Source organism: Leifsonia xyli subsp. cynodontis DSM 46306, from assembly GCF_000470775.1.
Taxonomy (GTDB): domain Bacteria; phylum Actinomycetota; class Actinomycetes; order Actinomycetales; family Microbacteriaceae; genus Leifsonia; species Leifsonia cynodontis.
In genome coordinates this window covers 915,814-942,157 of record NC_022438.1, presented here as the reverse complement: position 1 = coordinate 942,157, position 26,344 = coordinate 915,814, and the positions used below count along the sequence as shown (strand labels likewise).

29 protein-coding genes, 1 tRNA gene and 3 pseudogenes are annotated in these 26,344 nt (G+C 68.1%); 13 read left to right on the top strand and 20 right to left on the bottom strand.

Annotated features, from left to right (window positions below; all coding sequences use genetic code 11):
* Positions 1 to 15: 15 nt before the first annotated feature.
* Positions 16 to 534 (top strand): DUF3515 family protein, encoded by a 519-nt coding sequence (locus tag O159_RS04475; protein WP_021754563.1) that lies wholly within the window; start codon positions 16 to 18, stop codon positions 532 to 534.
* Positions 535 to 542: 8 nt separating this feature from the next.
* On the opposite strand, the gene O159_RS04470 is transcribed toward O159_RS04475, so the two are convergent.
* The 11 genes from O159_RS04470 to O159_RS04420 form a co-directional block, all read right to left on the bottom strand.
* Positions 543 to 1,634: a D-alanine--D-alanine ligase family protein gene (locus O159_RS04470; protein WP_021754562.1), complete on the bottom strand. Its 1,092-nt coding sequence runs from the start codon at positions 1,632 to 1,634 to the stop codon at positions 543 to 545.
* On the bottom strand, positions 1,531 to 2,688 hold the full coding sequence (locus O159_RS04465) for an NAD(P)H-dependent glycerol-3-phosphate dehydrogenase (RefSeq protein WP_043993508.1): 1,158 nt from the start codon (positions 2,686 to 2,688) through the stop codon (positions 1,531 to 1,533). Before O159_RS04465 ends, O159_RS04470 begins: the two co-directional genes overlap by 104 nt.
* Positions 2,681 to 3,436 (bottom strand): lysophospholipid acyltransferase family protein, encoded by a 756-nt coding sequence (locus tag O159_RS04460; protein WP_021754560.1) that lies wholly within the window; start codon positions 3,434 to 3,436, stop codon positions 2,681 to 2,683. Before O159_RS04460 ends, O159_RS04465 begins: the two co-directional genes overlap by 8 nt.
* A gap of 40 nt (positions 3,437 to 3,476) precedes the next feature.
* Entirely contained in the window at positions 3,477 to 4,847 is a 1,371-nt protein-coding gene (gene murA / locus O159_RS04455; RefSeq protein WP_021754559.1) for a UDP-N-acetylglucosamine 1-carboxyvinyltransferase, read from the bottom strand.
* Positions 4,844 to 5,443 (bottom strand): 3-isopropylmalate dehydratase small subunit, encoded by a 600-nt coding sequence (leuD, locus tag O159_RS04450; RefSeq protein WP_021754558.1) that lies wholly within the window; start codon positions 5,441 to 5,443, stop codon positions 4,844 to 4,846. The genes murA and leuD overlap by 4 nt, the downstream gene beginning before the upstream one ends.
* Positions 5,443 to 6,903, bottom strand: a complete 1,461-nt coding sequence (gene leuC, locus O159_RS04445) for a 3-isopropylmalate dehydratase large subunit (RefSeq protein ID WP_021754557.1) — start codon at positions 6,901 to 6,903, stop codon at positions 5,443 to 5,445. Before leuC ends, leuD begins: the two co-directional genes overlap by 1 nt.
* A 168-nt stretch (positions 6,904 to 7,071) precedes the next feature.
* The gene (locus O159_RS04440) at positions 7,072 to 7,815 is read right to left on the bottom strand and encodes a PP2C family protein-serine/threonine phosphatase (protein ID WP_021754556.1); all 744 of its coding nucleotides are present in this window, start codon (positions 7,813 to 7,815) and stop codon (positions 7,072 to 7,074) included.
* Positions 7,812 to 8,885 carry a TerC family protein gene (locus O159_RS04435; RefSeq protein ID WP_021754555.1) on the bottom strand — a complete coding sequence of 358 codons (1,074 nt, stop codon included), beginning with the start codon at positions 8,883 to 8,885 and terminating at the stop codon, positions 7,812 to 7,814. The genes O159_RS04440 and O159_RS04435 overlap by 4 nt, the downstream gene beginning before the upstream one ends.
* 328 nt (positions 8,886 to 9,213) lie before the next feature.
* Entirely contained in the window at positions 9,214 to 10,308 is a 1,095-nt protein-coding gene (locus O159_RS04430) for a DUF418 domain-containing protein (RefSeq protein ID WP_021754553.1), read from the bottom strand.
* Positions 10,309 to 10,425: 117 nt separating this feature from the next.
* A complete protein-coding gene (locus O159_RS15625; RefSeq protein ID WP_021754551.1) occupies positions 10,426 to 11,022 on the bottom strand; it encodes a response regulator transcription factor in 597 nt (198 codons plus the stop codon).
* A gap of 18 nt (positions 11,023 to 11,040) precedes the next feature.
* The gene (locus O159_RS04420) at positions 11,041 to 11,619 is read right to left on the bottom strand and encodes a hypothetical protein (RefSeq protein ID WP_169725659.1); all 579 of its coding nucleotides are present in this window, start codon (positions 11,617 to 11,619) and stop codon (positions 11,041 to 11,043) included.
* Between the two features lie 402 nt (positions 11,620 to 12,021).
* Here O159_RS04420 and O159_RS14935 point away from each other — a divergent pair, with 402 nt between their 5' ends.
* The 3 genes and pseudogenes from O159_RS14935 to O159_RS04405 all read left to right on the top strand — a co-directional run bounded on the left by O159_RS14935 (position 12,022) and on the right by O159_RS04405 (position 14,034).
* Positions 12,022 to 12,204 (top strand): hypothetical protein, encoded by a 183-nt coding sequence (locus O159_RS14935; protein ID WP_021754549.1) that lies wholly within the window; start codon positions 12,022 to 12,024, stop codon positions 12,202 to 12,204.
* 64 nt (positions 12,205 to 12,268) lie between these two features.
* Positions 12,269 to 12,589: pseudogene (locus O159_RS16745) on the top strand (DDE-type integrase/transposase/recombinase); the annotation flags it as partial.
* Positions 12,590 to 12,636: 47 nt separating this feature from the next.
* Complete coding sequence (locus tag O159_RS04405) at positions 12,637 to 14,034, top strand: IS30 family transposase (RefSeq protein ID WP_043993507.1); 1,398 nt, start codon at positions 12,637 to 12,639, stop codon at positions 14,032 to 14,034.
* Positions 14,035 to 14,495: 461 nt separating this feature from the next.
* Here O159_RS04405 and O159_RS15620 read toward each other — a convergent pair whose 3' ends face one another.
* The 7 genes from O159_RS15620 to O159_RS15615 form a co-directional block, all read right to left on the bottom strand.
* Positions 14,496 to 14,741, bottom strand: coding sequence for an ankyrin repeat domain-containing protein (locus tag O159_RS15620; RefSeq protein WP_236609544.1), 246 nt, complete (start codon positions 14,739 to 14,741; stop codon positions 14,496 to 14,498).
* Complete coding sequence (locus tag O159_RS04400) at positions 14,705 to 15,106, bottom strand: ankyrin repeat domain-containing protein (RefSeq protein ID WP_236609543.1); 402 nt, start codon at positions 15,104 to 15,106, stop codon at positions 14,705 to 14,707. The genes O159_RS15620 and O159_RS04400 overlap by 37 nt, the downstream gene beginning before the upstream one ends.
* 418 nt (positions 15,107 to 15,524) lie before the next feature.
* A tRNA-Glu gene (locus tag O159_RS04395) sits at positions 15,525 to 15,597 on the bottom strand.
* 176 nt (positions 15,598 to 15,773) lie between these two features.
* A complete protein-coding gene (locus tag O159_RS16230; protein WP_269078374.1) occupies positions 15,774 to 16,592 on the bottom strand; it encodes an HAD-IC family P-type ATPase in 819 nt (272 codons plus the stop codon).
* A gap of 67 nt (positions 16,593 to 16,659) precedes the next feature.
* Complete coding sequence (locus tag O159_RS16225) at positions 16,660 to 17,130, bottom strand: HAD-IC family P-type ATPase (protein ID WP_269078373.1); 471 nt, start codon at positions 17,128 to 17,130, stop codon at positions 16,660 to 16,662.
* Positions 17,078 to 17,200, bottom strand: a complete 123-nt coding sequence (locus O159_RS16220; RefSeq protein WP_269078372.1) for a hypothetical protein — start codon at positions 17,198 to 17,200, stop codon at positions 17,078 to 17,080. Before O159_RS16220 ends, O159_RS16225 begins: the two co-directional genes overlap by 53 nt.
* Positions 17,164 to 17,847 carry an HAD family hydrolase gene (locus O159_RS15615; RefSeq protein ID WP_021754546.1) on the bottom strand — a complete coding sequence of 228 codons (684 nt, stop codon included), beginning with the start codon at positions 17,845 to 17,847 and terminating at the stop codon, positions 17,164 to 17,166. Before O159_RS15615 ends, O159_RS16220 begins: the two co-directional genes overlap by 37 nt.
* Positions 17,848 to 17,941: 94 nt before the next feature.
* Between O159_RS15615 and O159_RS04385 the strand changes: the two genes are divergently transcribed.
* The 4 genes and pseudogenes from O159_RS04385 to O159_RS04375 all read left to right on the top strand — a co-directional run bounded on the left by O159_RS04385 (position 17,942) and on the right by O159_RS04375 (position 21,270).
* On the top strand, positions 17,942 to 18,580 hold the full coding sequence (locus O159_RS04385) for an MBL fold metallo-hydrolase (RefSeq protein ID WP_021754545.1): 639 nt from the start codon (positions 17,942 to 17,944) through the stop codon (positions 18,578 to 18,580).
* A complete protein-coding gene (locus tag O159_RS15610) occupies positions 18,577 to 18,723 on the top strand; it encodes a hypothetical protein (protein WP_236609542.1) in 147 nt (48 codons plus the stop codon). The genes O159_RS04385 and O159_RS15610 overlap by 4 nt, the downstream gene beginning before the upstream one ends.
* Positions 18,720 to 20,159 (top strand): cryptochrome/photolyase family protein, encoded by a 1,440-nt coding sequence (locus tag O159_RS04380; RefSeq protein ID WP_021754544.1) that lies wholly within the window; start codon positions 18,720 to 18,722, stop codon positions 20,157 to 20,159. The genes O159_RS15610 and O159_RS04380 overlap by 4 nt, the downstream gene beginning before the upstream one ends.
* 112 nt (positions 20,160 to 20,271) lie before the next feature.
* Positions 20,272 to 21,270: pseudogene (locus O159_RS04375) on the top strand (IS481 family transposase).
* On the opposite strand, the gene O159_RS04370 reads toward O159_RS04375, so the two are convergent.
* Positions 21,233 to 21,820 carry a recombinase family protein gene (locus O159_RS04370; RefSeq protein ID WP_021754543.1) on the bottom strand — a complete coding sequence of 196 codons (588 nt, stop codon included), beginning with the start codon at positions 21,818 to 21,820 and terminating at the stop codon, positions 21,233 to 21,235. The pseudogene O159_RS04375 and the gene O159_RS04370 sit on opposite strands and share 38 nt — an antisense overlap.
* A gap of 351 nt (positions 21,821 to 22,171) precedes the next feature.
* Here O159_RS04370 and O159_RS04365 point away from each other — a divergent pair, with 351 nt between their 5' ends.
* Genes O159_RS04365 through O159_RS04355 form a run of 3 tightly spaced genes read left to right on the top strand, consistent with a single transcriptional unit; the run spans position 22,172 to position 23,720 of the window.
* Positions 22,172 to 22,315: a hypothetical protein gene (locus O159_RS04365; RefSeq protein WP_236609541.1), complete on the top strand. Its 144-nt coding sequence runs from the start codon at positions 22,172 to 22,174 to the stop codon at positions 22,313 to 22,315.
* Positions 22,312 to 23,118, top strand: coding sequence for a Fic/DOC family protein (locus O159_RS13180; RefSeq protein ID WP_021754541.1), 807 nt, complete (start codon positions 22,312 to 22,314; stop codon positions 23,116 to 23,118). The genes O159_RS04365 and O159_RS13180 overlap by 4 nt, the downstream gene beginning before the upstream one ends.
* Complete coding sequence (locus O159_RS04355; RefSeq protein WP_021754540.1) at positions 23,115 to 23,720, top strand: recombinase family protein; 606 nt, start codon at positions 23,115 to 23,117, stop codon at positions 23,718 to 23,720. Before O159_RS13180 ends, O159_RS04355 begins: the two co-directional genes overlap by 4 nt.
* Before the next feature lie 142 nt (positions 23,721 to 23,862).
* On the opposite strand, the gene O159_RS14930 is transcribed toward O159_RS04355, so the two are convergent.
* Positions 23,863 to 24,240: a hypothetical protein gene (locus O159_RS14930; protein ID WP_021754539.1), complete on the bottom strand. Its 378-nt coding sequence runs from the start codon at positions 24,238 to 24,240 to the stop codon at positions 23,863 to 23,865.
* Between O159_RS14930 and O159_RS14420 the strand changes: the two are divergent.
* Both O159_RS14420 and istB read left to right on the top strand, forming a co-directional pair.
* Positions 24,233 to 25,499 (top strand): annotated as a pseudogene (locus O159_RS14420) (IS21/IS408/IS1162 family transposase); the annotation flags it as partial. The gene O159_RS14930 and the pseudogene O159_RS14420 overlap by 8 nt on opposite strands.
* A complete protein-coding gene (istB, locus tag O159_RS04340) occupies positions 25,496 to 26,284 on the top strand; it encodes an IS21-like element ISLxc1 family helper ATPase IstB (protein ID WP_021753875.1) in 789 nt (262 codons plus the stop codon). The pseudogene O159_RS14420 and the gene istB, both read left to right, overlap by 4 nt.
* Positions 26,285 to 26,344 lie beyond the last annotated feature (60 nt).

Genomic DNA, 26,344 nt, shown 5'->3' with positions numbered 1-26,344 from the left:
GGTAGCCTGAAACCGATGTCCGCTCGACGCACCGCCCTCAGCGCGGTCCTCGCCACCCTCCTGACCGCGGCCGTGCTCGCCCTCACCGGCTGCGCGACCGCGGTCTCCCTCGATCCCGCCGCCGATGCGAACGATCCCGGCTGCGCGGAGATCAGCGTCCGGCTGCCGGACGCGGTCGCCGGCAAGGCGCGACGCCAGACGGACGCACAGGCGACCGGAGCGTGGGGCGACCCCGCCGCCGTCCTGCTGCGCTGCGGGGTCCCGCCGATCGGGCCGACCACGAGACCGTGCGTCAGCGTGAACGGCATCGACTGGGTGCTCATGTCGGAACCGGCCGCCAAGACGGTCGTCTACCAGACGTTCGGCCGGAAGCCGGCGACCGAGGTGATCATCGACCATGTCTCGGGCGCATCGGATTCGTCGGTGCTGCCGGAGTTCGCCTCCGCGATCGCGAGCGTCGAGCAGACAGCGAAGTGCCTGTCGACACTGGACACGGACGTTAGGCCGACGCCCGCGCCGGAACCGACGAAGTAGGTGCGGGCTCAGGCCCGCGCCAGCGCCACCTGAATCAGTTCGTCGATCAGCTCCGGATAGCTCAGCCCGGTCTCCTGCCAGCAGCGCGGGAACATCGAGATCGGGGTGAAACCGGGCATCGTGTTGATCTCGTTGACCACAAAACCCTCCGACGTGAGAAAGAAGTCCACGCGCGCGAGACCCTCGCCGCCGATCGCGTCGAACGCGCGCACGCCGAGTGCGCGCATCTGCCCCAGCTCCACGTCCGTGAGCTCCGCCGGGCACACCAGGTCGATGCCGGGCGCGTCCAGGTACTTCGCCGCGAAATCGTAGAAATCGCGGCCGGAGACGACGATCTCACCCGCCACCGACGCACGCGCGGACTCCCCCGGGCGGCCGCCGAGCACCGCGATCTCGACCTCGCGGCCGACGACGCCCGACTCGATCAGGACGCGGTCGTCCTCAGCGAACGCGGCGTCCATCGCCGGGCCCAGCTCGGACCACTCCTTCACTTTGCCGACGCCCACGCTCGAACCGGCGCGGGCAGGCTTCACGAAAGCGGGAAGGCCGAGTTCGCGCGCGGCGGCGCGAACGGCGTCCGCGCCGGTGCGCCACTCGTAAGCGGTCACGGTCGTCCACGGGGCGACGGGGATGCCGGCCTGCTGGAGGACCGTCTTGGTGAAATGCTTGTCCATCCCGAGCGCGCTCGCGAGCACCCCGCTGCCGACGTAGGGCAGACCGACGAGTTCCAGCATCCCCTGAAGCGTCCCGTCCTCGCCCCAGGGGCCGTGCAGGATGGGGAACACCAGATCGAGATCCCCCAGCGAGGAGCGCCTGCCGTCGGCGGCCACAAGCGTGAGTTCCCGGGTCGCGGCGGACTCCGGCCACAGAACGCGGCTGCCGTTGTCCTCGACCTCCGGCATCCGCTCCGGGTTCAGCTCGAACGCCGCCGCGTCGTCCGGCTGAAGCGTGAAGGCGCCATCGTGCGTGATGCCGATGGGGAGGACCTCGTAGGCGTCACGGTCGATCGCGGCGAGAACTCCCGCCGCCGTCGCGCAGCTGATCGAATGCTCGCTTGAGCGACCCCCAAACAGAAGTGCGACCCTGACCCTGTCCGTCATCCGTAGTCCTTTCGCCCCGCGTTCTTTCGCCCTGCGGCTCGTCATCGGTGGTGAGGTGCGGCGCGATGTCCTTCGGAGCGAGCGTGCCCGCGAGCACCTGGCTCACCTGACGCACGATCGGCATCTCGACACCGCGGGCCTCCGCGAGGCTCAGGATGGGTGCCACCGAGGCCAGCCCCTCCGCCGTCTGATTCATCTGCTTCACTACGTCGGTGAAGCTGTAGCCCTGGCCGAGCAGCCGTCCTGCCGTGTTGTTGCGGCTGAGCGGCGACTCGCAGGTCGCGATCAGATCGCCGAGGCCGGCGAGCCCGGAGAGCGTCTGGGGCTCCGCTCCGTAGGCGACCGCGAAATCAGTCATCTCGACCAGGCCGCGCGTGATGATCGACGCTTTCGTGTTCTCGCCGTAGCCGACGCCGTCCACGATGCCGATCGCGACCGCGATGAGGTTCTTGAGCACGCCGCCGAACTCGGTGCCGATGACATCGGTGTTCACGAAGCTGCGGAAGTACCGGTTGGTGGCGGAGGTCGCCACCGCCACCGCCGTCACCGGGCTCAGCGAGGAGACGACGGCGGCCGTGGGCTGCTCACGAGCGATCTCGAGGGCCAGGTTCGGCCCTGACACCACAGCGATCCGCTCCGGCTCGATCGGCAGGCCCTGGGCGATGACCTCGCTCATGCGCAAGCCCGTGCCCTTCTCCACACCCTTCATCAGGCTGGTGACGACTGTCGCCGGGCCGAGGTACGGGATCATCGCTTCGAGATTCGAGCGCAGCGTCTGGCTCGGCAGAGAGACGAAGACCTGCTCCGCACCGCGCATCGCCTCACCGAGGTGCGAGGTCGCGCGCAGGCTGCGCGGGAGGTTGATGCCCTGCAAGTAGTCGCTGTTGCGCTTCCCCTCGTCGATCTCGCGCGCCAGCTCGGGCCGGCGCGCCCAGACGACGACGTCGTTGCCCCCGTCAGCGAGGATCTTCGCGAACGTGGTCCCCCAGCTTCCGGCGCCGATCACGGCGATCCGACGCGGCGGTGTGGTCGATCGGGCTCGTGCGTTAGCCATCGAAGCGGCCGGTCTCTTTCTGGTTGTGCTGGGACGGGTCCCACCGGGTCTCGGGCGCCTTCTCGCCGCGGAGGTCCGCGAGCAGGGCGGTGATCGCAGCCATGATCACATCGGTGGCCTCGTTCAGCGTCGCGGCATCCAGACTACGCCCCGTGAACGCGGACAGGTCGACCGGGTCACCCACCTTCACCGCGATCGTCTTCCGTGGGAAGACGCTGATCCTGTTCGCGTAGCGCGCCATCACCTGCTGGGCGCCCCAGTGGGCGATCGGGACGACCGGGATACCGTGCTCCAACGCCATCCGGGCTGCCCCGGTCTTGCCGCGCATCGGCCACATCTCCGGATCGCGCGTGAGCGAGCCCTCCGGGTAGATGACGACCACACGGCCATCCTCCACGATCCTCTGCGCCGCGTCGAGCGGCGCGGACCCACGGCCCGAACCGCCGCGCGCGACCGGAACCTGACCGGACTTCCGCAGGAACCAGCCCAGCACGGGCACCCTGAACAGACTCTCCTTCGCCAGGAACCGGGGCAGCCGCCCCAGCTTCCAGAGGGCCAGACCCACCACCACCGGGTCGATCTCGCTGTAGTGGTTCGGCGAGACGATGAACGCGCCGTGCCGCGGCAGCTTGTGCCCGTCCACGATCCGGAACCGCGCCAGCAAACCGCCCAGCGGAACCACGATGAGTGCGAGCACCCAGAAAACCGACGGACGGCTCTTCTCGGAGCGCGGGCGGGCGGGGGTCATGGCTTCGTCGGGCTGAGGCACCGTCCCATTATCCCGGACCTCAGCCCTCGAGGACGAAATCGGCTCCGAGCAACTGCAGTTTGGCGATGAAATCCTCATACCCGCGGCTGATGATGCCGACGTTGCTCACGGTCGAGCGGCCCTCGGCGGTCAGGGCGGCGATGAGGTGGCTGAAGCCCCCGCGCAGATCCGGGATCTCCACATCGGCGCCCTTCAGATCGACCGGGCCCATGATGACCGCCGAGTGCTTGAAGTTGCGCTGACCGAAGCGGCAGGCGTGGCCGCCGAGACACTCCTTGTGGACCTGGATCTTCGCGCCCATGTCCATGAGGGCGTCCACGAAACCGAAACGCTGCTCGTACACGGTCTCGTGGACGATGGAGACGCCGTTGGCCTTGGTGAGCGCCACGACGAGCGGCTGCTGCCAGTCGGTCATGAAGCCGGGGTGGACATCGGTCTCGATGACCACCGGCTTGAGGTCGCCGCCCGGGTGGAAGAAGCGGATGCCGTCATCCTGGATCTCGAACGCACCGCCGACCTTGCGAAAGACGTTGAGGAACGTCAGCATCTCGGGCTGACGCGCGCCACCCACGTAGATGTCGCCGCCGGTGGCGAGCGCGGCGGCTGCCCAGGAGGCGGCCTCGTTGCGGTCGAACAGCGCGGTGTGGCTGTAGCCGACGAGCTTGTCGACCCCCTCGATGCGGATCACCCGGTCGGTGTCGACTGAGATGATCGCCCCCATCTTCTGCAGGACGTTGATGAGATCCATGATCTCCGGCTCGATCGCCGCGCCTTTGAGCTCGGTGATGCCCTCGGCGCGGACGGCGGTGAGCAGCACCTGCTCGGTCGCACCGACGCTCGGGTACGGCAGTTCGAGCTTCGCGCCGTGCAGGCCGTTCGGGGCGCTCATCCGGATGCCGCTGGGCAGCTTGTCGACGACGGCGCCGAACTGGCGCAGCACCTCGAGGTGGTAGTCGATCGGACGGTCGCCGATACGGCAGCCGCCGAGGTCGGGGATGAACGCCTCGCCCAGGCGGTGCAGCAGCGGTCCGCAGAATAGGATCGGGATGCGGCTGGAGCCGGCGTGCGCGTCGATGTCGGCCATGTGCGCCGATTCGACCGCGCTCGGGTCGAGCAGCAGCTCCCCCTCCTCAGTGCCATCGGTCACTTTGACGCCGTGGACTTCGAGGAGTCCGCGGACGACGCGGACATCGCTGATGTCCGGGACGTTCCGCAGCACGCTCGGGCCCTCGCCCAGGAGGGCGGCGACCATGGCCTTCGTGACGAAGTTCTTCGCGCCCCGCACCTCGATGCGGCCCCGGAGCGGGATGCCGCCGTTGATGGTGATGCGGTCGCCTTTGAGACCGACGTGGGCGCCGGACGCAGCGGCGTCCTGAAGGAGTGAGTTCACAGTTTCACCGGGAGGGTCTTGGGTCGCCAGCGGGCGCGGGCGGCCTCGTATTCGGAGATTCGCGCCTCGTCGCGCAGGGTCAGGGCGATGTCGTCCAACCCTTCGAGCAAACGCCAGCGAGTGTAGTCGTCGATGTCGAAAGACACCTGAACCTCACCGACGGTCGCCGTCTTGGCGACCAGATCCACCGTCGCGGACGTCCCCGGTCGCGCTTCGATGGCCGCCCAGAGCCGCTCCGCGTCCTCCTCGGCGATGACGCCGGTCAGCAGGCCCTGCTTGCCGGCGTTTCCCCGGAAGATGTCGGCGAAGCGGGGGCTCAGCACGACCCGGAAGCCGTAGTCCCGCAGCGCCCACACCGCGTGCTCGCGCGAGGAGCCGGTCCCGAAGTCGGGGCCGGCCACCAGCACGGCCGCGCCCCGGTACGCCTCCTGGTTGAGGATGAAGCCGGGGTCCTGACGCCACGCGTGGAACAGCGCGTCGTCGAAGCCGGTCTTGGTGACCCGCTTGAGGAACACTGCCGGGATGATCTGGTCGGTGTCGACGTTGGAACGGCGCAACGGCATCGCGACACCCGTGAGGGTCTCGAACTTCTCCATCAGATGCCCACCTTCTCCCCGGTCCGGGCATCGGCGCCCTCGTGTTCGAGGTCCCAAGGGCTCGACAGTGTGCCGCGGATGGCCGTCGCCGCCGCGACGAGCGGCGAGACCAGGTGCGTACGGACGCCCTTGCCCTGCCGACCCTCGAAGTTGCGGTTGGAGGTGGAGGCGCAGCGCTCCCCCGGCGCGAGCTGATCGGGGTTCATGCCCAGGCACATGGAGCAGCCGGCGAACCGCCACTCCGCCCCGAACTCCTCGACGATCTTGTCGATGCCCTCGGCCTCGGCCTCGAGGCGCACACGGGCGCTGCCGGGCACCACCATGACGCGCACGCCTTCGGCCTTCTTCCTGCCCTTGATCACGGAGGCGAAGGCGCGCAGGTCCTCGATGCGGCTGTTGGTGCAGGAGCCCATGAAGACGGCGTCCACCGGGATGCTCTTCATCGGCGTTCCCGGTTTCAGGTCCATGTACCCCAGCGCGCGCTCGGCGGACGCGCGGGCGTTCGGCTCCTCGATCGCGGCGGGGTCAGGGACGTCCTGGCTGAGCGAGACGCCCTGGCCAGGGTTGGTGCCCCAGGTGACGAACGGCTCGATCTCGCCGGCGTCGAGGAAGACTTCGGCGTCGAAGACGGCAACGTCGTCCGTCTGGAGCGTGGTCCAGTAGGCGACAGCCTCGTCCCAGTCCTCACCCTCCGGCGCGTGGGGGCGGCCCTTCAGGTAGGCGAACGTGGTCTCATCGGGCGCGACCATCCCGGCGCGCGCGCCGGCCTCGATCGACATATTGCAGACGGTCATGCGACCCTCCATCGAGAGGGCGCGGATGGCGCTGCCGCGGTACTCCAGCACATACCCCTGCCCGCCGCCGGTTCCGATCTTAGCGATGACGGCCAGAATGATGTCTTTCGCCGTCACACCGGGGCGCAGCTCGCCCTCCACGGTGATCGCCATCGTCTTGAACGGCTTCAGCGGCAGGGTCTGCGTGGCGAGCACATGCTCGACCTCGGAGGTGCCGATGCCGAACGCCATCGCGCCGAACGCGCCGTGGGTGGAGGTGTGCGAGTCGCCGCACACGACGGTGATGCCCGGCATCGTGAGGCCCAGCTGGGGGCCGACGACATGGACGATGCCCTGCTCGATGTCCCCCAGCGAGTGCAGGCGGACGCCGAACTCCTCGGCGTTGCAGCGCAGCGTCTCGATCTGGGTGCGGCTCGTGAGGTCGGCGATCGGCTTGTCGATGCCGATGGTCGGGGTGTTGTGGTCTTCCGTGGCGATGGTGAGGTCCGGCCTGCGGACCGGGCGGCCCGCCACCCGGAGGCCGTCGAACGCCTGCGGACTGGTCACCTCGTGGACGAGGTGCAGGTCGATGTAGATGAGGTCGGGAGAACCGTCCTCGCCCCTGACGACCAGATGGTCCTGCCACACCTTCTCGGCCAGTGTCAGCGAGGGGGCTTCGGTGGTCATTGCTTCGTTCTCCTTGAGCTTCGTTCACGGATCAGCCGTCGACGGACTCCGCGGCGAGGGTGGGCTGGGGTGAGAACTCGCCGCGGCGGCTGAGGAGATTCGGACCCGCGAACACGTTTGTCAGGGTATCACCCGGGTGGGCATCGAACGGGCAGGCGGATGCCCCGTTCAGGAGCGCGCCACCGCCGATTCGAGAACGATCGCCGTGATGTTGTCGTGGCCGCCCGCTTCGACGGCCGCTGTCACCAGAACGGCGGCCGGATCGGGGTGGCCCTGCGCGAGGATGTCGGCGATGCGCGCGTCGGAGAGCTCGCGGGTCAGACCGTCGGAGCAGATCAGGAAGTCCTGGCTCCCCTCCTCCTCGGACAGCACCTCGACATCGGGGGCAACGACGTCCTCCGCGCCGAGCGCGCGCGTGATGACGTTGCGCTCGGGATGCACGGCGGCCTGCTCGGCGGTGATCAGCCCGGCGTCCATCAGCTCTTGGACAGCCGAGTGGTCGACCGTCAGCTGGCGGAGGTCGCGCCCATCCCAGGAATACACCCGGGAATCGCCGACATTGACGATCATCCACCGCTCCCCGGAACGCTCCGGAGCACGCACGCGGACGACGCCGGCGAGCGTCGTGCCCGCCACCGCCGCGCCCGACTCGTCCGCGCTGGAGAGAGCGCGGACGGCGGCATTGGCCTCGTCGATCGCGGCGACCACGTCATCCGCCGTCGGCGCGCTGCCCGCCGGGAGCGCGCGGGCGAGGCTCTCGACCGCGGTCCGGCTGGCCAGGTCGCCGCGGGCGTGGCCGCCCATTCCGTCCGCCACCACGAAAACGGGGTCCTGCGCGAGCAGGCTGTCCTCGTTGACGTGCCGGACCGCACCGGTGTCGCTGCGGGCGCTCACGCCGACGAGAGGGATCATGTGCGGGGTTCCTCCGGGGAATGGGGGGCCGGGGCGGCCTCGATGGTCTGCTCCTCGTCGCCCTCGTCATCGCCGTGGATGGCGTGGGCGACGGTTTCGCCGCTCATGCGCAGCTTCACCAGACTAGCGACCGTCGCGACCGCCATCGCACCGACGATCACAGCGAGCGAGGTCCAGGTGCTGATGTCGGGCGCCCATTCGATGTACTGGCCGCCGTTGACGAACGGCAGTTCGTTCTCGTGCATCGCGTGGAAGACGAGCTTCACGCCAATGAACGCGAGGATGAACGCGATGCCGTATTTGAGGTAGACGAGCTTGTCGAGCAGGTGCCCGAGCAGGAAGTACAGCTGGCGGAGGCCCATCAGCGCGAAGACGTTCGCCGTGAACACGATGAACGGGCTCTGCGTGATGCCGAAGATCGCCGGGATGGAGTCGAGTGCGAACAGCAGGTCGGTGGTCCCGAGCGCCAGGAAGACGATGATGAGCGGGGTGAACATCCGGCGCACGCCGACGGTGGTGCGCAGCCTGTTGCCCTCGTACTGGTCGGAGACCTGCAAGCGCCGACGGGCGAACCGGATGAACCAGCTGTCTTTCTGCCCCTCGTCGTCGTGGTCCCCGAACGCCTGGCTGATCGCCGTCCAGAGCAGGAACGCGCCGAAGATGTAGAAGATCCACGAGAAGCTCGCGATGAGGCTGGCGCCGAGCACGATGAACACGCCACGGAAGATCAGCGCCAGAATGATGCCCACCATGAGCACCTCCTGCTGGTATCTCCTGGGCACGGCGAACCGGCTCATGATGATCACGAACACGAACAGGTTGTCGATGCTCAGGCTGTACTCCGTGAGCCAGCCCGCAAGGAACTGCCCGGCGTGCTCGGCGTCCCCGATCAGCAGCATGAGCAGCGCGAAGACCAGCGCCAGCGCCACATAGAACGACACCCACAGCGCCGACTCCCTGGGGCTCGGGATGTGGGGCCGTTTGAAGACGATCAGCAGGTCGAACGCCAGGATCGCCAGCAGGACGACGAAGCTGCCGATCTCGAACCAGAGCGGGAGGGCCAGTTCCATGGAGCGAAAACCTTTCGAGGGGTATGGGCGAGGGACCCGAGAGTCTCTCCCGCACCCTCACGGTGCCGCTGTGCCCGGGTCCGGAGCGGACCGTGATGACGTACACAGCGCGGGCGGCCCGGCTCGGCGGCCCTTCGGGATACTCCCCTTCGCGAGCCTCCATCCTACCGGAGCGGCCGGTCTGGCGTGCTGGTCGACGACGACGCGATCATGCGCCGAGCACGGACCGACCCGACACGGCCGGTCAGCGGCAAGTGCGGCCCACCGAGCACAGGCTGGCAGGCACGGGCCGGCGAGCGCGGACGAACCCGCTCGCCGGCCCCGCCGATCAGCGCAGCAGACCGTCGGCCACGCGTCCCACTCTCTCGTCGGTCGCGCTGCCTCCCGCTTCGGCGCGGTGGCGCTCACGCCCGCGCCGGAGCGGCGGGCGCTGGCACCAGGTGCCCCAGCGCCAGAGCCACTCCAGCGGACCCTGGCTGAACGCGCGCAGCCAGAGCGCCGACCAGACCCATTGCAGCAGCAGGATCGCCACAGCGATGCTCAGCAGCAGCGTCCAGGAGTCGGAGCGCCGCAGGTCGAACAGAACGCCGGCCAGAAGCATGAGCGGAGCCGAGGTGACATAGTTCGTCAGGGCCATCCTGCCGAACGGGACGAAGACCGCCTCCAGCGCCGCAGCGGCCCGGGCCGTCATTAGGAGCGAAAGCAGCGACAGGTACGCACCGGCCAGGGTGAACCCCGCAACGGCGGAGGACATCGTGAACCCAGACGCCTCGACACCGTCGCTCAGCTGCCACAGCAGCGCCGGGATGGAGGCGAACGCGAAGGCCAGGAAGGCAAGGGCGGAACCCGTGCGGGACACGCCGAGCCGCGAGACGACGCCGTAACGGGTGAGGGCCGCCCCCATCAGGAACAGACCGGGGATGAGGAGCAATCCACCGTCGAGCGCCAGGGCGCCGGCCACGAGAGCGACCCCGGCCAGCGCAACCAGCCAGCGCGGAAGCCAGGTACACGGCAGCAGCACGACCAGGCCGACGATCGCATAGGGAAGCAAGGCCGAGCCGGGCATGAGGATCTCGAAGGGGCTGCCGATCGCCAGCAGCAGGAGCAGCCTGCGCAGCAAAGCGAGCCGGGGCCGTTCCGTCCGACGCTGCGCCGACGAGAAGAACAGCGCGAAGCCGATGCCGAACAGGAGCGAGAAGAGCACGAAGAACCGTTGATGGACGAACAGCTCCAGCCAGCCGGAGGCGTCGTTCAGGCTGGCGGGACTCCGTTCGGCGAACTCGCCGAAGCGGGTGAGTGGTCCGATGTTGACGAGGGTGATGCCGCAGAGGGAGAAGCCCCAGATGACATCGAGAACGGGAAGGCGGCGCGACGCGGCCGTTCCGATCGCGGCTGGCGGGGTCGGTGCGGAGTGCTGAGACACAGATGCTGTTCCTTTCGGGACGGCCGGCGAGGGCCGTAGAACCAGCGTCTTCGAACCGCCAGAGCGTCGCATCAGCCGAATGGCCGGTCTTCGGCAGGCTCAGCGGTTCATCGCGTTTCAGCGGTTCAGCAGCCCGTTGCGCCAGGCCCACGCGGCGATCTCCACCCGATTGCGCACGCCAAGCTTGCTCTGCAGGGAAGACAGGTGCGATTTCACCGTCCCCAGCGAGATGACGAGCTCCGCACAGATCTCGGCGTTGGTCAGCCCGCGTCCGACCAGAGCCGCCGTCTCCCGCTCGCGGGGCGTCAGCTGCGGGGCCTCCCCGGCCGCTGCGTCCGGACGTGGGCTGAGGTGCCGCAAGAGGCGCACAGTGACGGAGGGGCTGATGAGCTGGTCGCCGGAGACGGCCGCGCGCACCGCCTCGACGAGCAGGCCCGGCCGGATCACGATATACTCGCAGCTGCCATCGGCGTGACGGAGCGGGAAGATCATCTCCGACGCATCGGCAGCACTGTGACCGCGCCCGGTCTCCGCCACGTCGGTGGCCCACACTCCCCCACCGCTCCCTTCGAGGATCCGACCGTCGTCGGTCAGGAACCACGAGCCCCAGAGCGGATGTGAGCCGTTCGGAACGCCGGAGGTGGGAACGATCGTCCGATCCGCCCCCAGGAGGAAGGCATAGCCGGACGATCCGTCCTTGCGCGTGAAGCCCATCCGCAGTTCATTCGTGCCCTAGAGGAAGCCGCTGCTCACCGCCGCGACATCCGAGAGCACGACGGTGCCGCTGAGCCCGTCGACGACGTGAGCGTCCGGAGTCAGGAACCACCGGCCCCAGACCGGAGTCGACCCAGCGGGCACCCCCACGACGGAAGCGATGGACGATGAGCCGTCGCGCACAGCAACGTAAGCGTTCCCGCCTCCGGGCTGGACGGTGAGCTTCACGCTCGCCATGAGGCCGAGCGCTGTGGCGGCCGCCTGAATCGTCACCTCGCCCGGAGTCGCGGGGACCGCGATCTCGGGAACGACGATCACTCCGGCAGCGTTCGTGCCGGCGGTGAAGCTCGTGGCTCCCCCGGAGAAGGTGAATCCGCTCGGCAGGGTGACAGTGACGCTCACGCCCGACCGCGCCGCGCCATCTGTGGTGACGTGGACGGTCACATTCTGGAGCCGTCCGCAGGCGGACACAATGTAGGCAGAGTCGCCGAACGCGAGTGCTGCCCGTGTGGACGAAGCGACAGCGGGCACAGCCGTGGAAACGATGATGGCGGGAGTCGCCCAGGCTGCGGCCTTCACGATTCCACGACGCCGCACAGTTACGGATGAGATTCTGTCGACAACTTCTTCGCTCATGGACGACGCCCTTACGGATCGAAAAATTGATTTCATTCTTTATGAAATATAAATTCAGGATAAAGAGTACATAAAACTGAAAGCCCGAAAGGAATTCTGAGGCACACCATCGCGCATCTCCGTGCGGCGAGGGGCGATTGAGTACCGGGCAGACGCGCCTGCCGTAAAGAAGCGGGTCTGCCCCGAGTTTGGTTGACGTCGGATCTGTGAGGATTGGTCCTCGCTGGAAGGATGTGCTTGTGGCAAAGCCCTATCCCCGAGAGTTCCGCGATGACGTCGTGGCCGTGGCCCGCAAGGGTCAGGCGCCGTTGGCTCAGATCGCGAAGAACTTTCGGTATCTCCGAAGGCTCGCTGACCAACTGGATGAAGCAGGCCGACGTCGAGGACGGCAAGCGGTCCGGGTTGACCGATGACGAGCGCAGGCAGCTGCGTGAGGCGAACAAGCGGATCCGAGTGTTGGAGCAGGAGAACGAGGTGCTGCGGGGGGCCGCGGCGTATCTGTCGCAGGCGAACCTGCCAGGAAATAGTCTTCCCGCTCGTCCATGAGATGGCCGCGACCGGTGCATCGGTTGTGTTGTGCCGGATCGCCGGCATTCATGCCTCGCACCACAAGAAGCGCAGCAAGCCCGGCAGCACCGCCCTGGCGCCGCACGAGGACCTCCTCGCGGTGGTCGATGAGCATCGTGTGGTCCGGCGCGAGTTCACCGCTGACGGGCCGAACAAGGTCTGGCTGACCGACATCACCGAGCACAAGACCGGCGAGGGCAAGCTCTACCTCTGCGCGATCAAGGACGTCTTCTCGAACAAGATCGTCGGCTACTCCATCGACTCGCGGATGAAGTCGAGTCTCGCCGTCCGGGCGTTGAGCAACGCTGTCGCGTTGCGTGGGAACGTCGCCGGTTGCGTGATCCACAGTGATAGAGGCAGTCAGGGCGGTCTCAAGTGGTCGTCGCAGCACCTTGATCGAGAGGTGGAGCGATGGGGTCATCGAACAGGCAGAAGAGTGTGCGGGCGTATCGGGGCCAGATCGCCTCGCCCGGTCGGCCGACGATCGCGTGGCGCGAAGACAGAGTCCGGTTCTGGGTGGCAATCATGACCGGCATCAAGACGGAGGAGGCTTGTGTCGCGGCCCGCGTGTCCGGGCCGGTCGGGTTCCGCTGGTTTCGCCATGCTGGCGGTGTGAACTCTCGACTTCCCGAGTGGGTGTCAGGTCGCTACCTGTCCTTCAGCGAGCGTGAGGACATCGCGATCTGGCACGCCCAGAAGGTCAGCGCCCGCGAGATCGCGCGACGACTGAAGCGCGACCCGTCGACGATCTTGCGAGAACTGCGCCGTGGCGCGTCCACGCGGACCTACGAGCTGGACTACAAGGCCACGACGGCTCAGTGGCATGCGGAGCGACGAGCGCGCCGTCCGAAGGTTGCCAAGCTCGTCACGAACCCGCGACTGCGGGGCTACGTCCAGGCCCGGCTATCGGGCGACGTGGTCGACGCCGACGGCCGCCGGCTTGGCCCAGACGGGCCCGTGTGGAAGGGCCGCAACAAGCCTCATCGAGGCGACCGTCGCTGGGTGCAGGCATGGAGCCCCGAGCAGATCTCGAACCGGCTCAAGGTCGAGTTCCCCGATGATGAGTCCATGCAGATCAGCCACGAGGCGATCTACCAGGCGCTCTATATCGAAGGCCGCGGCGCCCTGAAACGCGAGCTGGTGACCTGCCTGCGCACCGGTCGCGCGTTGCGGGTTCCGCGCGCCCGCAATAGCCAGAAGGCGTGGGGCCATGTCACCAACGAGGTCTTGATCAGCGAGCGTCCGGCGGAGGCCGAGGACCGGGCCGTTCCCGGACATTGGGAGGGCGATCTGATCATCGGCCTGCAGCGCTCAGCGATCGGCACCGTCGTCGATCGCAGCACCCGGTTCACGATGCTGGTCCACCTTCCTCGTGAGGAGGGCTACCAGCATAAGCACTCCACGAAGAACGGTCCCGCGTTGGCCGGCTACGGCGCCATCACGATGAAGAACGCGCTGGCGAACACGATGTCGACCCTCCCGACGCAGCTGGCCCGGTCGCTGACCTGGGATCGCGGGAAGGAACTCTCGGCCCACGTCGCGTTCAAGATCGAGACCGGGATTCCCGTGTTCTTCGCCGACCCGCACGCACCGTGGCAGCGGGGCACAAACGAGAACACCAACGGCCTGCTGCGTCAGTACTTCCCCAAGGGCACCGACCTGACTCGATGGAGCAGCGACGACCTTCAAGCCGTTGCCACCGCCATCAACAATCACCCGCGGAAAGTGCTCGGCTGGAAGACGCCCGCAGAGGCCTTCGAAAAGCAGCTACGGTTACTCGAAACAGCCGGTGGTGCGACGATCGATTGAATCTGGTCAATTCCACGCGAAACGCACCCAGAACCTGCTCACCAACAACGGCCTGATCGGATCGATGGGCCGCTCCTACGAGGCAGGCGACAACACGAGCATAGAGCTTCTTCAGCCTCCTCCAGAAGAACGTCCCGAACACCAGGCGCGGGGACAGTCGCACCAATCTCCGCCTCACGATCGTCACCCGGATCGAAACGAACCACAACCACCGACGCCAGCAACACGGCCTCGGCAAACTCACCCCCATCGAGTTTGAGATGATCTATGAGGACACAGAAGCGGCCTCATCACCCCAAACCCCGACTGTCAACAAGACTCGGGGCAGACCCACCGACCTGTGAGCGCCTCAACGGCTTGTGAAGGTCAAGGACGACCGAGCCCGCCCCATGGACCGGCCTCAGACCTGCGGCAGACACGAGGGATCGAGTCCGCACACGCCGGCACTGCCGGCTCTGAGGTCAGTAGCCGGTCGCGCCGGCGGCTCGCAGCTGGGACGCGATGGCGCCGAAGCCCAAGCGGGTGGCGTTGCAGAGCGGGGTGCGTCCGCGGGAGTCGCGGATGTCGGGATTCGCGCCGGCAGCGAGCAGCTGGCGGACGACATCCTGCGCCCCCGCGCCGCCGTTGCCCAGCACGATCGACTCTTGCATCGCCGTCCAGCCGGGGGTGTTCACGTGGTCGAGGTCGACGCCCGCGGCGATGAGCACATCCGCACCGCTTCGGTGTGCGCGTGCTCGGACGCCGGGATGAGCTCCGTGCCGTTGAACCGGTTCTTCGCGTTCACGTCCGCGCCGTTGGCGAGAGTCATCCGCAGGATGTCCAGGTAGCCCTCCGCCCCGGCGTACAGGTAGGCGGAGTCCTGGATATCGTCCTTCGCATTCACATCGGCGCCTGCCTCGATCAGCGCCCGGGCAGCCTCGACATGGTTGCCTTTGGTCGCTTCCACCAGCGGCGTTCTGCCGCCCTCGCCCCGGTCCTCGATGGCCGCGCCCGCAGCGAGAGCAGCCCGGACAGCCTCCGCGTCCCCCGACCGGGCAGCGGCGTGCAGGCTCGCGGGCGCGGCCGGGTCCACGGTCGGCGGAGCGACGGGAGTGACTGTCGGAGTCGCGGCGGACCGGGGTCGTCGGCGCCGCCGTCAGAGCTGCGCTTGCGCAGCCCGCCAGCAGGACGCTGGATGTCAGAAGGAGGGTCAGCGACTTGAAATATCAAATCTCAGATATGCTGCCACTGTAGGCGGACGTTCCTGGACATCTCCTCATGGAACGCCGGCGTATCGTACGCCTCTGTGCCACGAACGCTTTCGAGAGCGCGGCGATCGCGTCGGTCGGGCGCCACGTCGGCGAGAGGATCGGGGATGCGTGCCCGGGCGGAGGGGATCCGGTGAGACCGAGGCGGCGGTTCGACAGGCCAGACGGAGGCCCACCGTTCCCTCTCCAACGCTTACAGAAAAAGCTCCCGGGACGCGTGTCTGGGAGGTTTTTCCGATGTTGTGACCCCAGCGGGATTCGAACCCGCGTTACCGCCGTGAGAGGGCGACGTCCTAGGCCGCTAGACGATGGGGCCGGATTGGCAACTCGTCAATCATGCCACAGGGGACTCCTCCGCGCCAAAACGGGACGTCCCGCCCGGGTGTGTCGCGCGAGTGCCGCCGCAACGTCGCGATTCCCGCTCAGGCGAGGACGCGCAACGCGCCCGGCCCCACGGTCGTCTCGACCGCCGACGATGGCACACGGCCGGGCTCAGAGCCGGGTACGGCGCAGCAGCTGGGCGTTGAGCGCCACCACCACCGTGGAGACCGACATGAGCACCGCGCCGAACGCCGGGGAGACCACGACGCTGGCGCCGATCGCGACCCCGGCCGCGAGCGGCAGCGCGAGGATGTTGTAGCCGGTCGCCCAGGCGAGGTTCTGCAGCATCTTGCGGTACGTCGCGCGGGAGAGCGCGATCGCCTTGGCGACACCGCGCGGATCGCTGGAGGCCAGGACGATCCCGGCGGACTCGATCGCGACATCCGTCCCGGCGCCGATCGCGATGCCGATGTCCGCCTGTGCGAGCGCAGGCGCATCGTTCACGCCGTCGCCGACCATCGCTACCCGGTCGCCGCGCTGCTGGAGCCGGGCGACCGCACCGGCCTTATCGCCCGGCAGCACTTCCGCGTAGATCTCGTCGATGCCCAGCCGCGCCGCGACGGCCTCGGCCACGGCCCGCGCGTCGCCGGTGAGCATGGCGACGCGGACACCGCCGTCCTGCAGCAGCCGGACAGCCTCGGCGGACTCCGGACGGACGACGTCCGCGAGCGCGATCATCCCGAGAACCCCGCCGGTCCCTGGCATCCCATCGCCGCCGAGGACATAGACGACCGTCTGCCCGCCGGCGGCGGCCCGCCGCGCGGCCTCCTCGACCGCCCGGGGCGCCGTCCACCCGCGCTCGGCGAGCAAGCGTGGCGCGCCGACGGCCACCCGCGCTCCACCGACCGTCGCGATCGCACCGCGGCCACCGAGGGCCTCGAAGTCCGTCGCCGGAGTCGACGGCAGGCCGCGCTCGCGCGCCTCGGCCACAATCGCCCGGGCGAGGGGATGCTCGGCCGAGCCCTCGACGGATGCCGCGAGGGCGAGCAGCGCGTCCTCACTCTCCGTCCGCCGCCACGATGGCGGCGACCCCCAGCCGCCCCTCCGTGAGCGTTCCCGTCTTGTCGAACAGAACAACATCGATGCGACGCGCATCCTCCAGGGCGCGCCGGTCGCGGACGAGCAGCCCGCTCCGCGCGCCGAGAGCGGTGGAGATCTGAGCGACGAGCGGGATCGCGAGACCGAGGGCGTGCGGGCACGCGATCACGAGCACCGTCACCACCCGCTCCAGGACGAACCCCGGATCGCCCGGCCGGAGGAGCGCCCAGACCACCAGCGTGAGAGCCGCGACCGCGAGCGCGAGGAGGAACAGCCAGGCAGCTGCCCGGTCCGCCAGCGCCTGCGTGCCCGATTTGCTCGCCTGCGCGTCCGCGACGAGCCGCATGATGCCGGCGAGGGCCGTGTCGTCGCCGGTCCTACCGACCCGCACGACGAGCGACCCGCTGCCCGAGATCGACCCCGCGACCACCTGCTCCCCCGGCCCCCGGCCTCGACTCCCCGGTCAGCAGCGACTCGTCCAGGGCGCTCCGCCCCTCCACGATCTCCCCGTCCGCCGGCACGCTCGCGCCCGCACAAGGTCGCCGACGCGCAACTGCGCCACGGGCACGGCGACGGGTTCGCCCTGCGGACCGGCGAGGCGCTCGGCCGTGTCCGGCAGCAGCGTCGCCAGGCGCCCCAGCGCATCCTGCGCCCCGCTGACCGCCGCCATCTCGATCCAGTGCCCGAGCAGCATGACCAGGATGAGCGTCGCCAGCTCCCACCAGAAGTCCATCCCGGGGAGGCCGAACGTGACCGCCAGACTGTACCCGAGTGCGACGACGATCGCGAGCGAGATGAGCGTCATCATCCCGGGCTGCCGCGCACGGAGCTCATCGGCCGCGCCGCGCAGGAACACGAGACCGCCGACGAGGAAGACGGCGACCCCGAAAACGGCCGGGATGGACCGGCTGCCCGGGAATCGCGGAACGGCGAGGCCGAGGATCTCCTGCAGCCCGGGCGAGAAGACCAGGACCGGGACCGTGAGGACGAGAGCGAGCCAGAACCGACGGCGGAAGAGGCCGGGGTCGTGGCCGGCGTGGCCGTGGGCGGCGTGAGTGTGAGCGTCCTGACCCCGAGCAGGGCGACCCTGAGCAGCGTGGCCCTGAACGCTGTGCGCGTTCGCAGCGTGAGTGTGCGTCTCGTCCATATCCCTTCAAACAATACCCCCTAGGGGTATATTCCGCACCCGTCTTCCCCGATTCGATGAAGAGCCGGACCGTGGCGAGGGGGAAGATACAGAGATGAGACTCACGAAGTTCGAACACGCCGCACTGCTCCTCGAAGAGTCGGGGAAGAAGCTCTTCCTGGACCCGGGCTCCTTCACCTCACCGCTCACCGACACGGCGAACACGGCCGCCGTGGTCATCACTCACGAGCACGCCGACCATTGGACCCCCGAGCAGCTGCGCCGCATCCTCGACCTCAATCCGGAGGCGCCGATCTTCGCGCCGGAGGGGGTCGCCACAGCGGCGACGGACTTCGCGGTCACGGTGGCGCATGCAGGCGACACCGTGACCGCGGGCCCGTTCACGCTGCGGTTCTTCGGCGGAAAGCACGCGGTCATCCACGAGAGCATCCCGGTGGTCGACAATCTCGGTGTGCTCGTCAACGACGAGTTGTACTATGGCGGCGACTCCTTCGCCGTCCCAGAGGGAGTCGAGGTGGATGTGCTGGCGGCCCCCGCGGGCGCGCCCTGGCTGAAGCTGGCCGAGACGATGGACTACGTGCTCGCGGTGAAACCCAGACGGAGCTTCCCGACTCACGAGATGGTGCTCTCCCAAACAGGCAAAGACCTTGCGAACGCGCGGATCGGCTGGGCGACGAAGCAGAACGGCGGCGAGTTCTTCCCGCTCGAGCCCGGCGACACCCTCGACCTGTGAACAGGACGAACGACGTGGGGAAGACCAACACTGTGAGCACGGCTAACGTCGCGCTCGGAGGCAGCTCCAGCCTGGCCAGCAGCACCGCGGACGGCACCGGAGCAGCGCAGAGCGCCGGGGTCGAGCACGGAGCCGGATCATGAGCGCCGGAAAAGACGCGGAGGGGAGGAACGCCACCCCTGCCGCCGAGCGGGCCGACGACCGTCCCGCCGTCGTCTGGTTCCGCGACGATCTGCGCCTGGCAGACAACCCGGCCCTGTGCGCCGCGGGGGAGTCGGGGCGGCCGGTGGTCTGCCTGTACGTCTGGGACAAGGACTCTCCCGGCCTTCGTTCCCCCGGCGGAGCAGCACGGTGGTGGCTGCACCACTCGCTGACCTCGCTCGGGGAGTCCATCGGCCGCGCCGGCTCCGCCCTGACGATCCGAAGCGGACCGGCCGAAGGGGTGCTGGCCGGGGTGCTGGCCGAGGTGGATGCCGGGGCTGTCTTCTGGAACCGGCGCTATGGCGAGGGCGAGCGACGGGTGGACGAGCGTGTGAAGTCCGCCGCGCGGGACGCCGGGCTCGTGGCGAACAGCTTCGGCGCGAATCTGCTCTTCGAGCCCTGGACGGTGCGGACCGGATCGGGGAAGGCGTTCTCCGTCTACACGCCGTTCTGGCGGGCTTGCCTGGCGACACCGGAGCCGCGGAGGCCGCTGCCGGCGCTGCGGACGCTCCGGCCCGGCCCGCGCCTGCCGTCGCTGAAGCCGAACGAGCTCGGACTGCTGCCGACGCACCCGGACTGGGCGGACGGTCTGCGCGAGACATGGGAGCCGGGCGAGCGCGCGGCGCACCGCGAACTGTCGGCCTTCCTCGGCGAGGGTCTTGCCCGCTACCGGGCCGAACGCGACGTGCCCGGCATCGCGGCCACCTCGCGGCTCTCGCCGCGCCTGCGCTGGGGCGAGCTCAGCCCCTTCCAGATCTGGCACGCGACGGCGGCGGCGCGCGACCGGTCGACGGCGGAGGGGGCGGAGACCTTCCTGAGCGAGCTCGGCTGGCGCGAGTTCGCATATCACACGTATTTCGAGCACCCGGCGCTGACGACAGTCAACATCCACCGTGAATACGATTCCTTTCCGTGGCCCCGGCTCCACCCGAGCGCGCTGAGGGCCTGGCAACAGGGTCGCACCGGCGTCCCGCTCGTGGACGCCGGGATGCGCGAACTGTGGAGAACCGGCGTCATGCACAACCGCGTGCGCATGGTCACAGCGTCCTTTCTGACGAAGAACCTGCTGATCGACTGGCGGCTGGGCGAACAGTGGTTCTGGGACACCCTGGTCGACGCCGACCCCGCGAGCAATCCGTTCAACTGGCAGTGGGTGGCCGGGTCGGGTGCGGACGCGGCGCCCTACTTCCGAGTGTTCAACCCCGAGCTACAGCGAGAGAAGTTCGACCCGCACGGCGACTACGTGCGACGCTGGGCGCCGGAGTGGGACACGACGGACTATCCGGAGCCGCTGGTCGACCTCGCAGAGACCCGGCGCGCGGCGCTGGCGGCGTGGGAGACGGTGAAGGCGGCACGGGGCACGGCGGAGCGGCCCTAGGTGTGCTGCTCAGGGACGTTGGTTGAGGTGTGACGCGATAGATGGGTGAGGACCTCCCGGTCGAGAGTGGGGCTGTCTAGTTTCCCTGCACTCGATGACTTAGGAGGTCCTCGTGACCCACGCTAATGCTGCTTTGACTCCTCGCGAATGCCTCCGCCTGGCCCGCCAAGTCGTCGACGACGGCTGGTCCGTTGCTGCGGCGGCGACCTACTTCCGAGTGTCCTGACGCACCGCGGACCGATGGGCTCGTCGTTACGTGGAGATGGGCGAGGCGGGAATGCTGGACCGTTCGTCACGGCCGCATCACAGCCCGAACAAGACCCCGCGAAGACTGGTCCGCAAGGTCGTGCATCTGCGGTGGAAGAAGCGGCTGGGACCAGTCGGTATCGGCGCCCAGCTCGGCATGCCCGCCTCGACCGTTCACACGGTCCTCTCCCGGTGCCGGATCAATCGGCCCAGCCACGTCGACGTCCGCACCGGCGAACCCGCCCGCCGCTACGAGCACGAGCATCCCGGATCGATGATCCACGTCGACATCAAGAAACTCGGCAACATCCCCGACGGTGGCGGCTGGCGCTACGTCGGACGTCTCCAGGGAGAGCGGAACAAGGCCATCACCGCGAAGCGGACCGGGAAACACGGGATCACCGGCGACATGATCACCGGCACAGCGTTCGTTCATACCGTCATCGACGATCACTCCCGTGTCGCTTACGCCGAGATCCACGACGACGAAACCGCCGCCACTGCAATCGCTGTTCTGCGTCGAGCGGTCGGCTGGTTCGCCAGCCGTGGCGTCACCGTCGAACAGGTGCTCTCCGACAACGGCTCCGCATACCGCTCATACGCCTGGCGCGACGCTTGCGCCGAGCTCAGCATCCAACCGAAACGCACCCGGCCCTACCATCCGCAGACGAACGGCAAGATCGAACGCTTCCACCGCACCCTCGCCGACGGCTGGGCATACGCCCGGCACTACAACTCCGAATCAGCCCGCCGCAACGCACTCCCGGCCTGGCTGCACTCCTACAATCACCACAGGCCCCACACCGCCATCGGCAGCCAGCCACCCATCAGCAGATTGACCAACGTCCCTGAGAAACACAGCTAGCCAACGCTCGACGAACGCTGGAGGCTCCGACGCCGAGTATGCGTCCGATGCTCTCCCAGCTGTGCTGTTCGGCTCGCATGCGTTCGGCGGTCGCTATCCTTTCGGGCGTCATCACGCTCGGGCGGCCGCCGACGCGGCCCTGGCTGCGGGCATAGTCGAGACCGCGTTGAGTGTTCTCGCGGATGGTGTCGACGCGCAACTGGGCGAAGACGGCAACGATGCCGAAAAGGGCACGGCCCATCGGGGTAGTTGTGTCGATCATCGGCTCGGTAAGGCTGACAATGTTCACCTGCCGCGCGTCGAGATCCTGGAGCGTGTCGATCAGGATGCGTTCACTTCCTGCGAGCCTGTCGAGGCGGCGAACCTTGAGGGTGTCTCCCGGCCGAAGGTAGTCGAGACAGGCAAGCCACTGTGGCCTGTCCATGATCCTGCTGGACTCTCCGCGATCGACAAACACGCGCTCGCATCCCGCGGCGCGCAACTCGGCTTCTTGCGCCTCTGGGTTCTGTTCGCGCTTGGAGACTCGCGCGTATCCGACTTCGTGTGCCATGCCAAAAACGCTACCGCCGCCCTTTCGGCGCGATCTGGTTTCGGCAGGGGGTTTCGGCGGATTGATGCTCGGCGTGTCGCGCAGTTACTTTGCGGCGCCCCATCGGTTGCCGAAAACGGTCGTTTCTGAACAGCGCACGACCGACCGTGGAGAGCCGCGGAATCCTGCGGCTGCGATGATGCTCAAAATCCCTGCCGAAACACTGTTTTGCTCAAAACCCACGATGGAGGTTTTTGAGCAAACGCGGTAGAATGGGAGTCGATGAGGGAGGCCCCAATGAGCATTTCGCGCACCGAGCGTCAGACGGTCATAGTGCCAGGCCTCGATCGGCCGATCGACGTGGAGAACGTCATGGCCGAAATCGAGAAGAGCCACCAGCTCGCCGGCCACTTCCCGGACGTCGCTGCGCTCGAGCGAGCTCGCCGCGTCCTCACCGGCGAGATCTCCGAAGAGGTCGCCATGCGCGAGATCCGTGAGGCATTCCGCGAGGCGTGAGCGTCGACGACAAGTACACCTACCCCGGCTCCGGGGGAGTGCTGGTCAACCACTACAACATCCGCGACGCGGCCAAGCTCGATCAGGCCCTCAACGCCGTCGCATCCGTACGGTGGGCGGCCATGTCCCGCGAGCCGCTGCCGACACGTTTCGACGTCGCGCAGCTCCAGGCGATCCACCGTCGCCTGTTCGACGAGATTTACCCCTTCGCCGGCCAACTGCGCGACGTCGACGCGCAGGCGATGGGGACCGGCATCCCGTACAGCCGGCCCGAGTTCATCCCCGCCCAGGCACGCGCGATCGACGACGCGCTACGACGGGACAACTACCTGCGCGGGATGCCGCATGACCAGTTCGTCGACCGGCTCGCGTACCACTGGGGCGAGCTGACGGCGCTGCACCCGATGAGAGACGGCAACACCCGAAGCCAGAGCGCTTTCATCACCCAGCTCGCGGCCGCCGCCGGCTACCGCATCGACTGGGAGCGCGTCGACGTCGACGAGCTGCGCACCGTCCGACTGCAGGCGGTCGCCAGCTCGGAGCGGCCCCTGGTCGACTACCTGCGCGATCGCGTGCAGAGCTACGCCGCGCAGGACCGCTCGGAGCACCGAGAGACGATGACGGGGCTGACGTTCGAGCAGAGCCCGCGAGGACAACAGATGCGTTCGTTCATCGAGATGCAGCGCCGCGCCTTCGGGCAGGACCCGGAGGGCATCATGCGCCCGCCCACGGGCGATGCCGCTGCATCGCGACCGCGGCCGCCAGAGGGGCGCAGCACGGAGCAGAGGAGGGGCCTGTCATGACCGTTGTCGGGTACGCGCGAGTGTCCAAGCGGGAGCAGAACCCTGAGGCGCAAGAGGCGGAGTTGCGCGCGGCCGGCGCCGAGCGTGTGTTCGTCGACCACGGCGAATCGAGCCGGATCAAGAACCGTCCCCAGTGGCTTGCCTGCATGGACTACATGCGCCCCGGTGACGTGCTTCTCGTTCACCGCCTCGACAGGCTCGCCGGCAGCGAGAGCGTGCTCATCGAGACGCTGCGCGAGCTGGAGGCCAAGAGCGTCGATATCAAGAGCCTGACGGAGCCCACGATCGACACCACGAGCCCGATGGGGCGCGCGCTGTACGGGATCGTCGCGGTGTTCGCGCAGCTGCGCGTAGACACGATCCGGGAGAACACACGGCTCGGTCTGGAGTACGCGCGCAGCCAGGGCCGCATCGGCGGCCGACCCACGGTCATGACCGCCGAGCGAGTCGAGGTCGCACGTCAGATGCGCGCCCAGACCCCGCCCGCGACGTGGGACACGATCGCTAAGAAGTTGCAGGTCAGCTCGGCCTCCGTCCGCCGTGCCCTCGCCCAACCCGCGGACGCAGGACGCGAGCCCGCCGCCCAGGGGAGCGGGCGATGACCGACCATGAAGTGAGCAAGTTCCCGCCGCCCACGACCGCTCTCGCGTTCATCAAACGAACGGGCATGTTTCTGGGACACCCGGCCCGGTCCTGTCGGTGTTCGACACGGGTGATGCCGCATCCCGTGCCGCGTTTCTGCGGTCAGAGATGGTGCGGGGGTTTCCCGATGCGATCGTGATGGGGTTCGAGGCGCTGGAGGGCAGCTTCGGCCTGCCTGATCCAGACGGCGAGCACGTGCTCGCCGCCGCGGTCCTCGGCGGCGCCGGCGCGCTGCAACGTGAGGCCCAGCTCGTGGAGTTCACGCAGGTAGAGCCCGTGGACACGCCAGTGCGACGCCCGCAGGCGGACGTCGACGCCGGCGGTGACCGCGCGGGCGAGGTCCGGCCAGAGAGCCATCCGGAACACTCGTCCCTGCCCGCGGCCGGGCCGCAGTGCGGAGTGGTTCACCAGATGCCAGACCTCGACGCCGGAGACGCGCTTGGCGCGCGCTGCCGCGACCGCGAGGGGCGTGGCCAGCACCCGGGACGATTTCGGTGAGGTCTGGGTGATCCTGGCCGGGGTGAAGACCAAGTGCCACATGTTCACTTTTCGGCTCTCGTACTCGGGGAAGGCGATTCACCGGGTCTACTCGACGCAGTCGCAAGAGGCGTTCCTGGAAGGCCACATCGACGCGTTCGAGGAGATTGGCGGGATGCCGACCCTTCACATCAAATACGACAACTTGGCCGCCGCGGTGAAGTCCGTGGTCAACGGCAAGGACCGCAAACGGGTCGAGAATGACCGTTGGGTCCTGTTCCGTTCCCACTACGGATTCGACGCGTTCTACTGCCAGCCCGGCATTGACGGTGCGCACGAGAAGGGCGGCGTTGAGGGCGAGGTCGGCCGGTTCCGCCGCACGTGGCTCTCACCCATGCCCGAAGTCGACTCCCTCGCGCAACTGAACGCGATGATCCGCCGCTGGGATGCCCGTGACGAGCAGCGCCGGATCGCGCAGCGCCGAACCAAGGTCGAGGACGACTTCGCTACAGAACGCCCGCTCCTTCGGCCGCTGCCGGCGGAGCGATTTGATCCGGGACTGGTGCTGCATCCTCGGGTCGACCGGTCCGGGCTGATCACGGTCCGGATGGCGAAATACTCTGTCCCTGCCCGGCTCATCGGCCGTGAAGTCCGCGTCTCTCCGCGCTTCCGAGGTCGTCGTCTTCGACGGGCGCGTTGAAGTCGCCCGGCACGAACGCGTGGTCGCCCGCGGAGGCGAGTCGATCCAGCTGGATCACTACCTCGAGGTCCTCCGGCACAAGCCCGGCGCGTTCCCCGGCTCGACAGCACTTGCACGCGCCCGGGAGGCGGGAACCTTCACCGCCGCCCATGAAGCGTTCTGGCAGGAGGCAAGGAAAGTCAATGGCGACACGGCCGGCACCAGAGAGCTCGTCGACGTGCTCCTGCTCCATCGCAGCATGCGCGCAGCCGACGTGATCGCCGGGATCCGCGCGGCACTCTCGGTCGGGGCCATCTCCGCTGACGTCGTCGCGGTTGAAGCACGACTGTACGCAGGTGGGGCCATCCAACACCGACAGCCCGTTGAACAACGCCCCGATCGCGAGCGACGAGTTGTCAGTCTCACCCAGCGCCGGCTCCGGGATCCGCAGGCTGTCATCGCCGGCCTGCCACAGGACAAACGCCCGCTCCCGACCGTCACCCAATACGACGAACTCCTCCAGCGCCGCCCCGTCTTCACCGACCCCACCACCGATGAGAGAGAAGGAACCACCGACACATGAGCCCAACCACCACGAACATCACCACCACCCTCCGCCGGCAACGCGGGATGACCCAGGAAGCCGCCGCGGCCGCCGTCGACCAAGCCTGCAGACGCCTGCGACTACCGACCATTCGCGCCGTGATGGACGAAGCGATCCGGGTCGCCGAGCACGAGCAGCTGTCCTACCAAGGCTTCCTCGCCGAAGTGCTGTTGGCCGAGTGCGACGACCGCGACCGCCGCTCCACCGTCCGCCGCGTCGCCTCCGCCGGCTTCCCACGTCAGAAATGGCTCGGCGACTTCGACTTCGACACCAACCCGAACATCAACGCGGCGACCATCCACACGCTCGCCACCGGCGACTGGGTCAGACGCGGCGACCCGCTCTGCCTCATCGGGGACTCCGGCACCGGCAAGAGCCACCTCCTCATCGGCCTCGGCACCGCCGCAGCCGAGAAGGGCTACCGAGTCAAATACACCCTCGCGACCAAGCTCGTGAACGAACTCGTCGAAGCAGCAGATGAGAAGCAGTTGGCCCGCACGATCGCTCGCTACGGCCGCGTCGATCTGCTCTGCATCGACGAGCTCGGCTACATGGAACTCGACCGACGCGGCGCCGAGCTCCTCTTCCAAGTCCTCACCGAACGCGAAGAGAAGAACTCCGTCGCGATCGCATCCAACCAGTCATTCTCGGGATGGACGGACACCTTCACCGACCCCAGGCTCTGCGCTGCCATCATCGAGACCGGCACCACCTCCTACCGCCTCCAACACACCCGCAACACCGCACTCGCTGGGGCCAACTAACTTCGACAACCCGGTCCCCGCCAGCCTTGACATAGTCACCCAGAGGGGTCAAGATTCAAA

What these genes read in the sequence shown, in the direction of transcription:
- leuD (WP_021754558.1), bottom strand. Translation starts at nt 5,443, where the DNA reads ATGGAGAAGTTCGAGACCCTCACGGGTGTCGCGATGCCGTTGCGCCGT.
- O159_RS04465 (WP_043993508.1), bottom strand. Translation starts at nt 2,688, where the DNA reads ATGGCTAACGCACGAGCCCGATCGACCACACCGCCGCGTCGGATCGCC.
- O159_RS15625 (WP_021754551.1), bottom strand. Translation starts at nt 11,022, where the DNA reads ATGGGCTTCACGCGCAAGGACGGATCGTCCGGCTATGCCTTCCTCCTG.
- O159_RS04405 (WP_043993507.1), top strand. Translation starts at nt 12,637, where the DNA reads ATGGGGTCATCGAACAGGCAGAAGAGTGTGCGGGCGTATCGGGGCCAG.
- O159_RS04475 (WP_021754563.1), top strand. Translation starts at nt 16, where the DNA reads ATGTCCGCTCGACGCACCGCCCTCAGCGCGGTCCTCGCCACCCTCCTG.
- O159_RS04370 (WP_021754543.1), bottom strand. Translation starts at nt 21,820, where the DNA reads ATGGCACACGAAGTCGGATACGCGCGAGTCTCCAAGCGCGAACAGAAC.
- O159_RS14935 (WP_021754549.1), top strand. Translation starts at nt 12,022, where the DNA reads ATGAAGCAGGCCGACGTCGAGGACGGCAAGCGGTCCGGGTTGACCGAT.
- O159_RS04440 (WP_021754556.1), bottom strand. Translation starts at nt 7,815, where the DNA reads ATGATCCCTCTCGTCGGCGTGAGCGCCCGCAGCGACACCGGTGCGGTC.
- O159_RS04385 (WP_021754545.1), top strand. Translation starts at nt 17,942, where the DNA reads ATGAGACTCACGAAGTTCGAACACGCCGCACTGCTCCTCGAAGAGTCG.
- leuC (WP_021754557.1), bottom strand. Translation starts at nt 6,903, where the DNA reads ATGACCACCGAAGCCCCCTCGCTGACACTGGCCGAGAAGGTGTGGCAG.
- O159_RS04435 (WP_021754555.1), bottom strand. Translation starts at nt 8,885, where the DNA reads ATGGAACTGGCCCTCCCGCTCTGGTTCGAGATCGGCAGCTTCGTCGTC.
- O159_RS04365 (WP_236609541.1), top strand. Translation starts at nt 22,172, where the DNA reads ATGGCCGAAATCGAGAAGAGCCACCAGCTCGCCGGCCACTTCCCGGAC.
- O159_RS04355 (WP_021754540.1), top strand. Translation starts at nt 23,115, where the DNA reads ATGACCGTTGTCGGGTACGCGCGAGTGTCCAAGCGGGAGCAGAACCCT.
- O159_RS04460 (WP_021754560.1), bottom strand. Translation starts at nt 3,436, where the DNA reads ATGACCCCCGCCCGCCCGCGCTCCGAGAAGAGCCGTCCGTCGGTTTTC.
- istB (WP_021753875.1), top strand. Translation starts at nt 25,496, where the DNA reads ATGAGCCCAACCACCACGAACATCACCACCACCCTCCGCCGGCAACGC.
- O159_RS04380 (WP_021754544.1), top strand. Translation starts at nt 18,720, where the DNA reads ATGAGCGCCGGAAAAGACGCGGAGGGGAGGAACGCCACCCCTGCCGCC.
- O159_RS04470 (WP_021754562.1), bottom strand. Translation starts at nt 1,634, where the DNA reads ATGACGGACAGGGTCAGGGTCGCACTTCTGTTTGGGGGTCGCTCAAGC.
- O159_RS15615 (WP_021754546.1), bottom strand. Translation starts at nt 17,847, where the DNA reads ATGGACGAGACGCACACTCACGCTGCGAACGCGCACAGCGTTCAGGGC.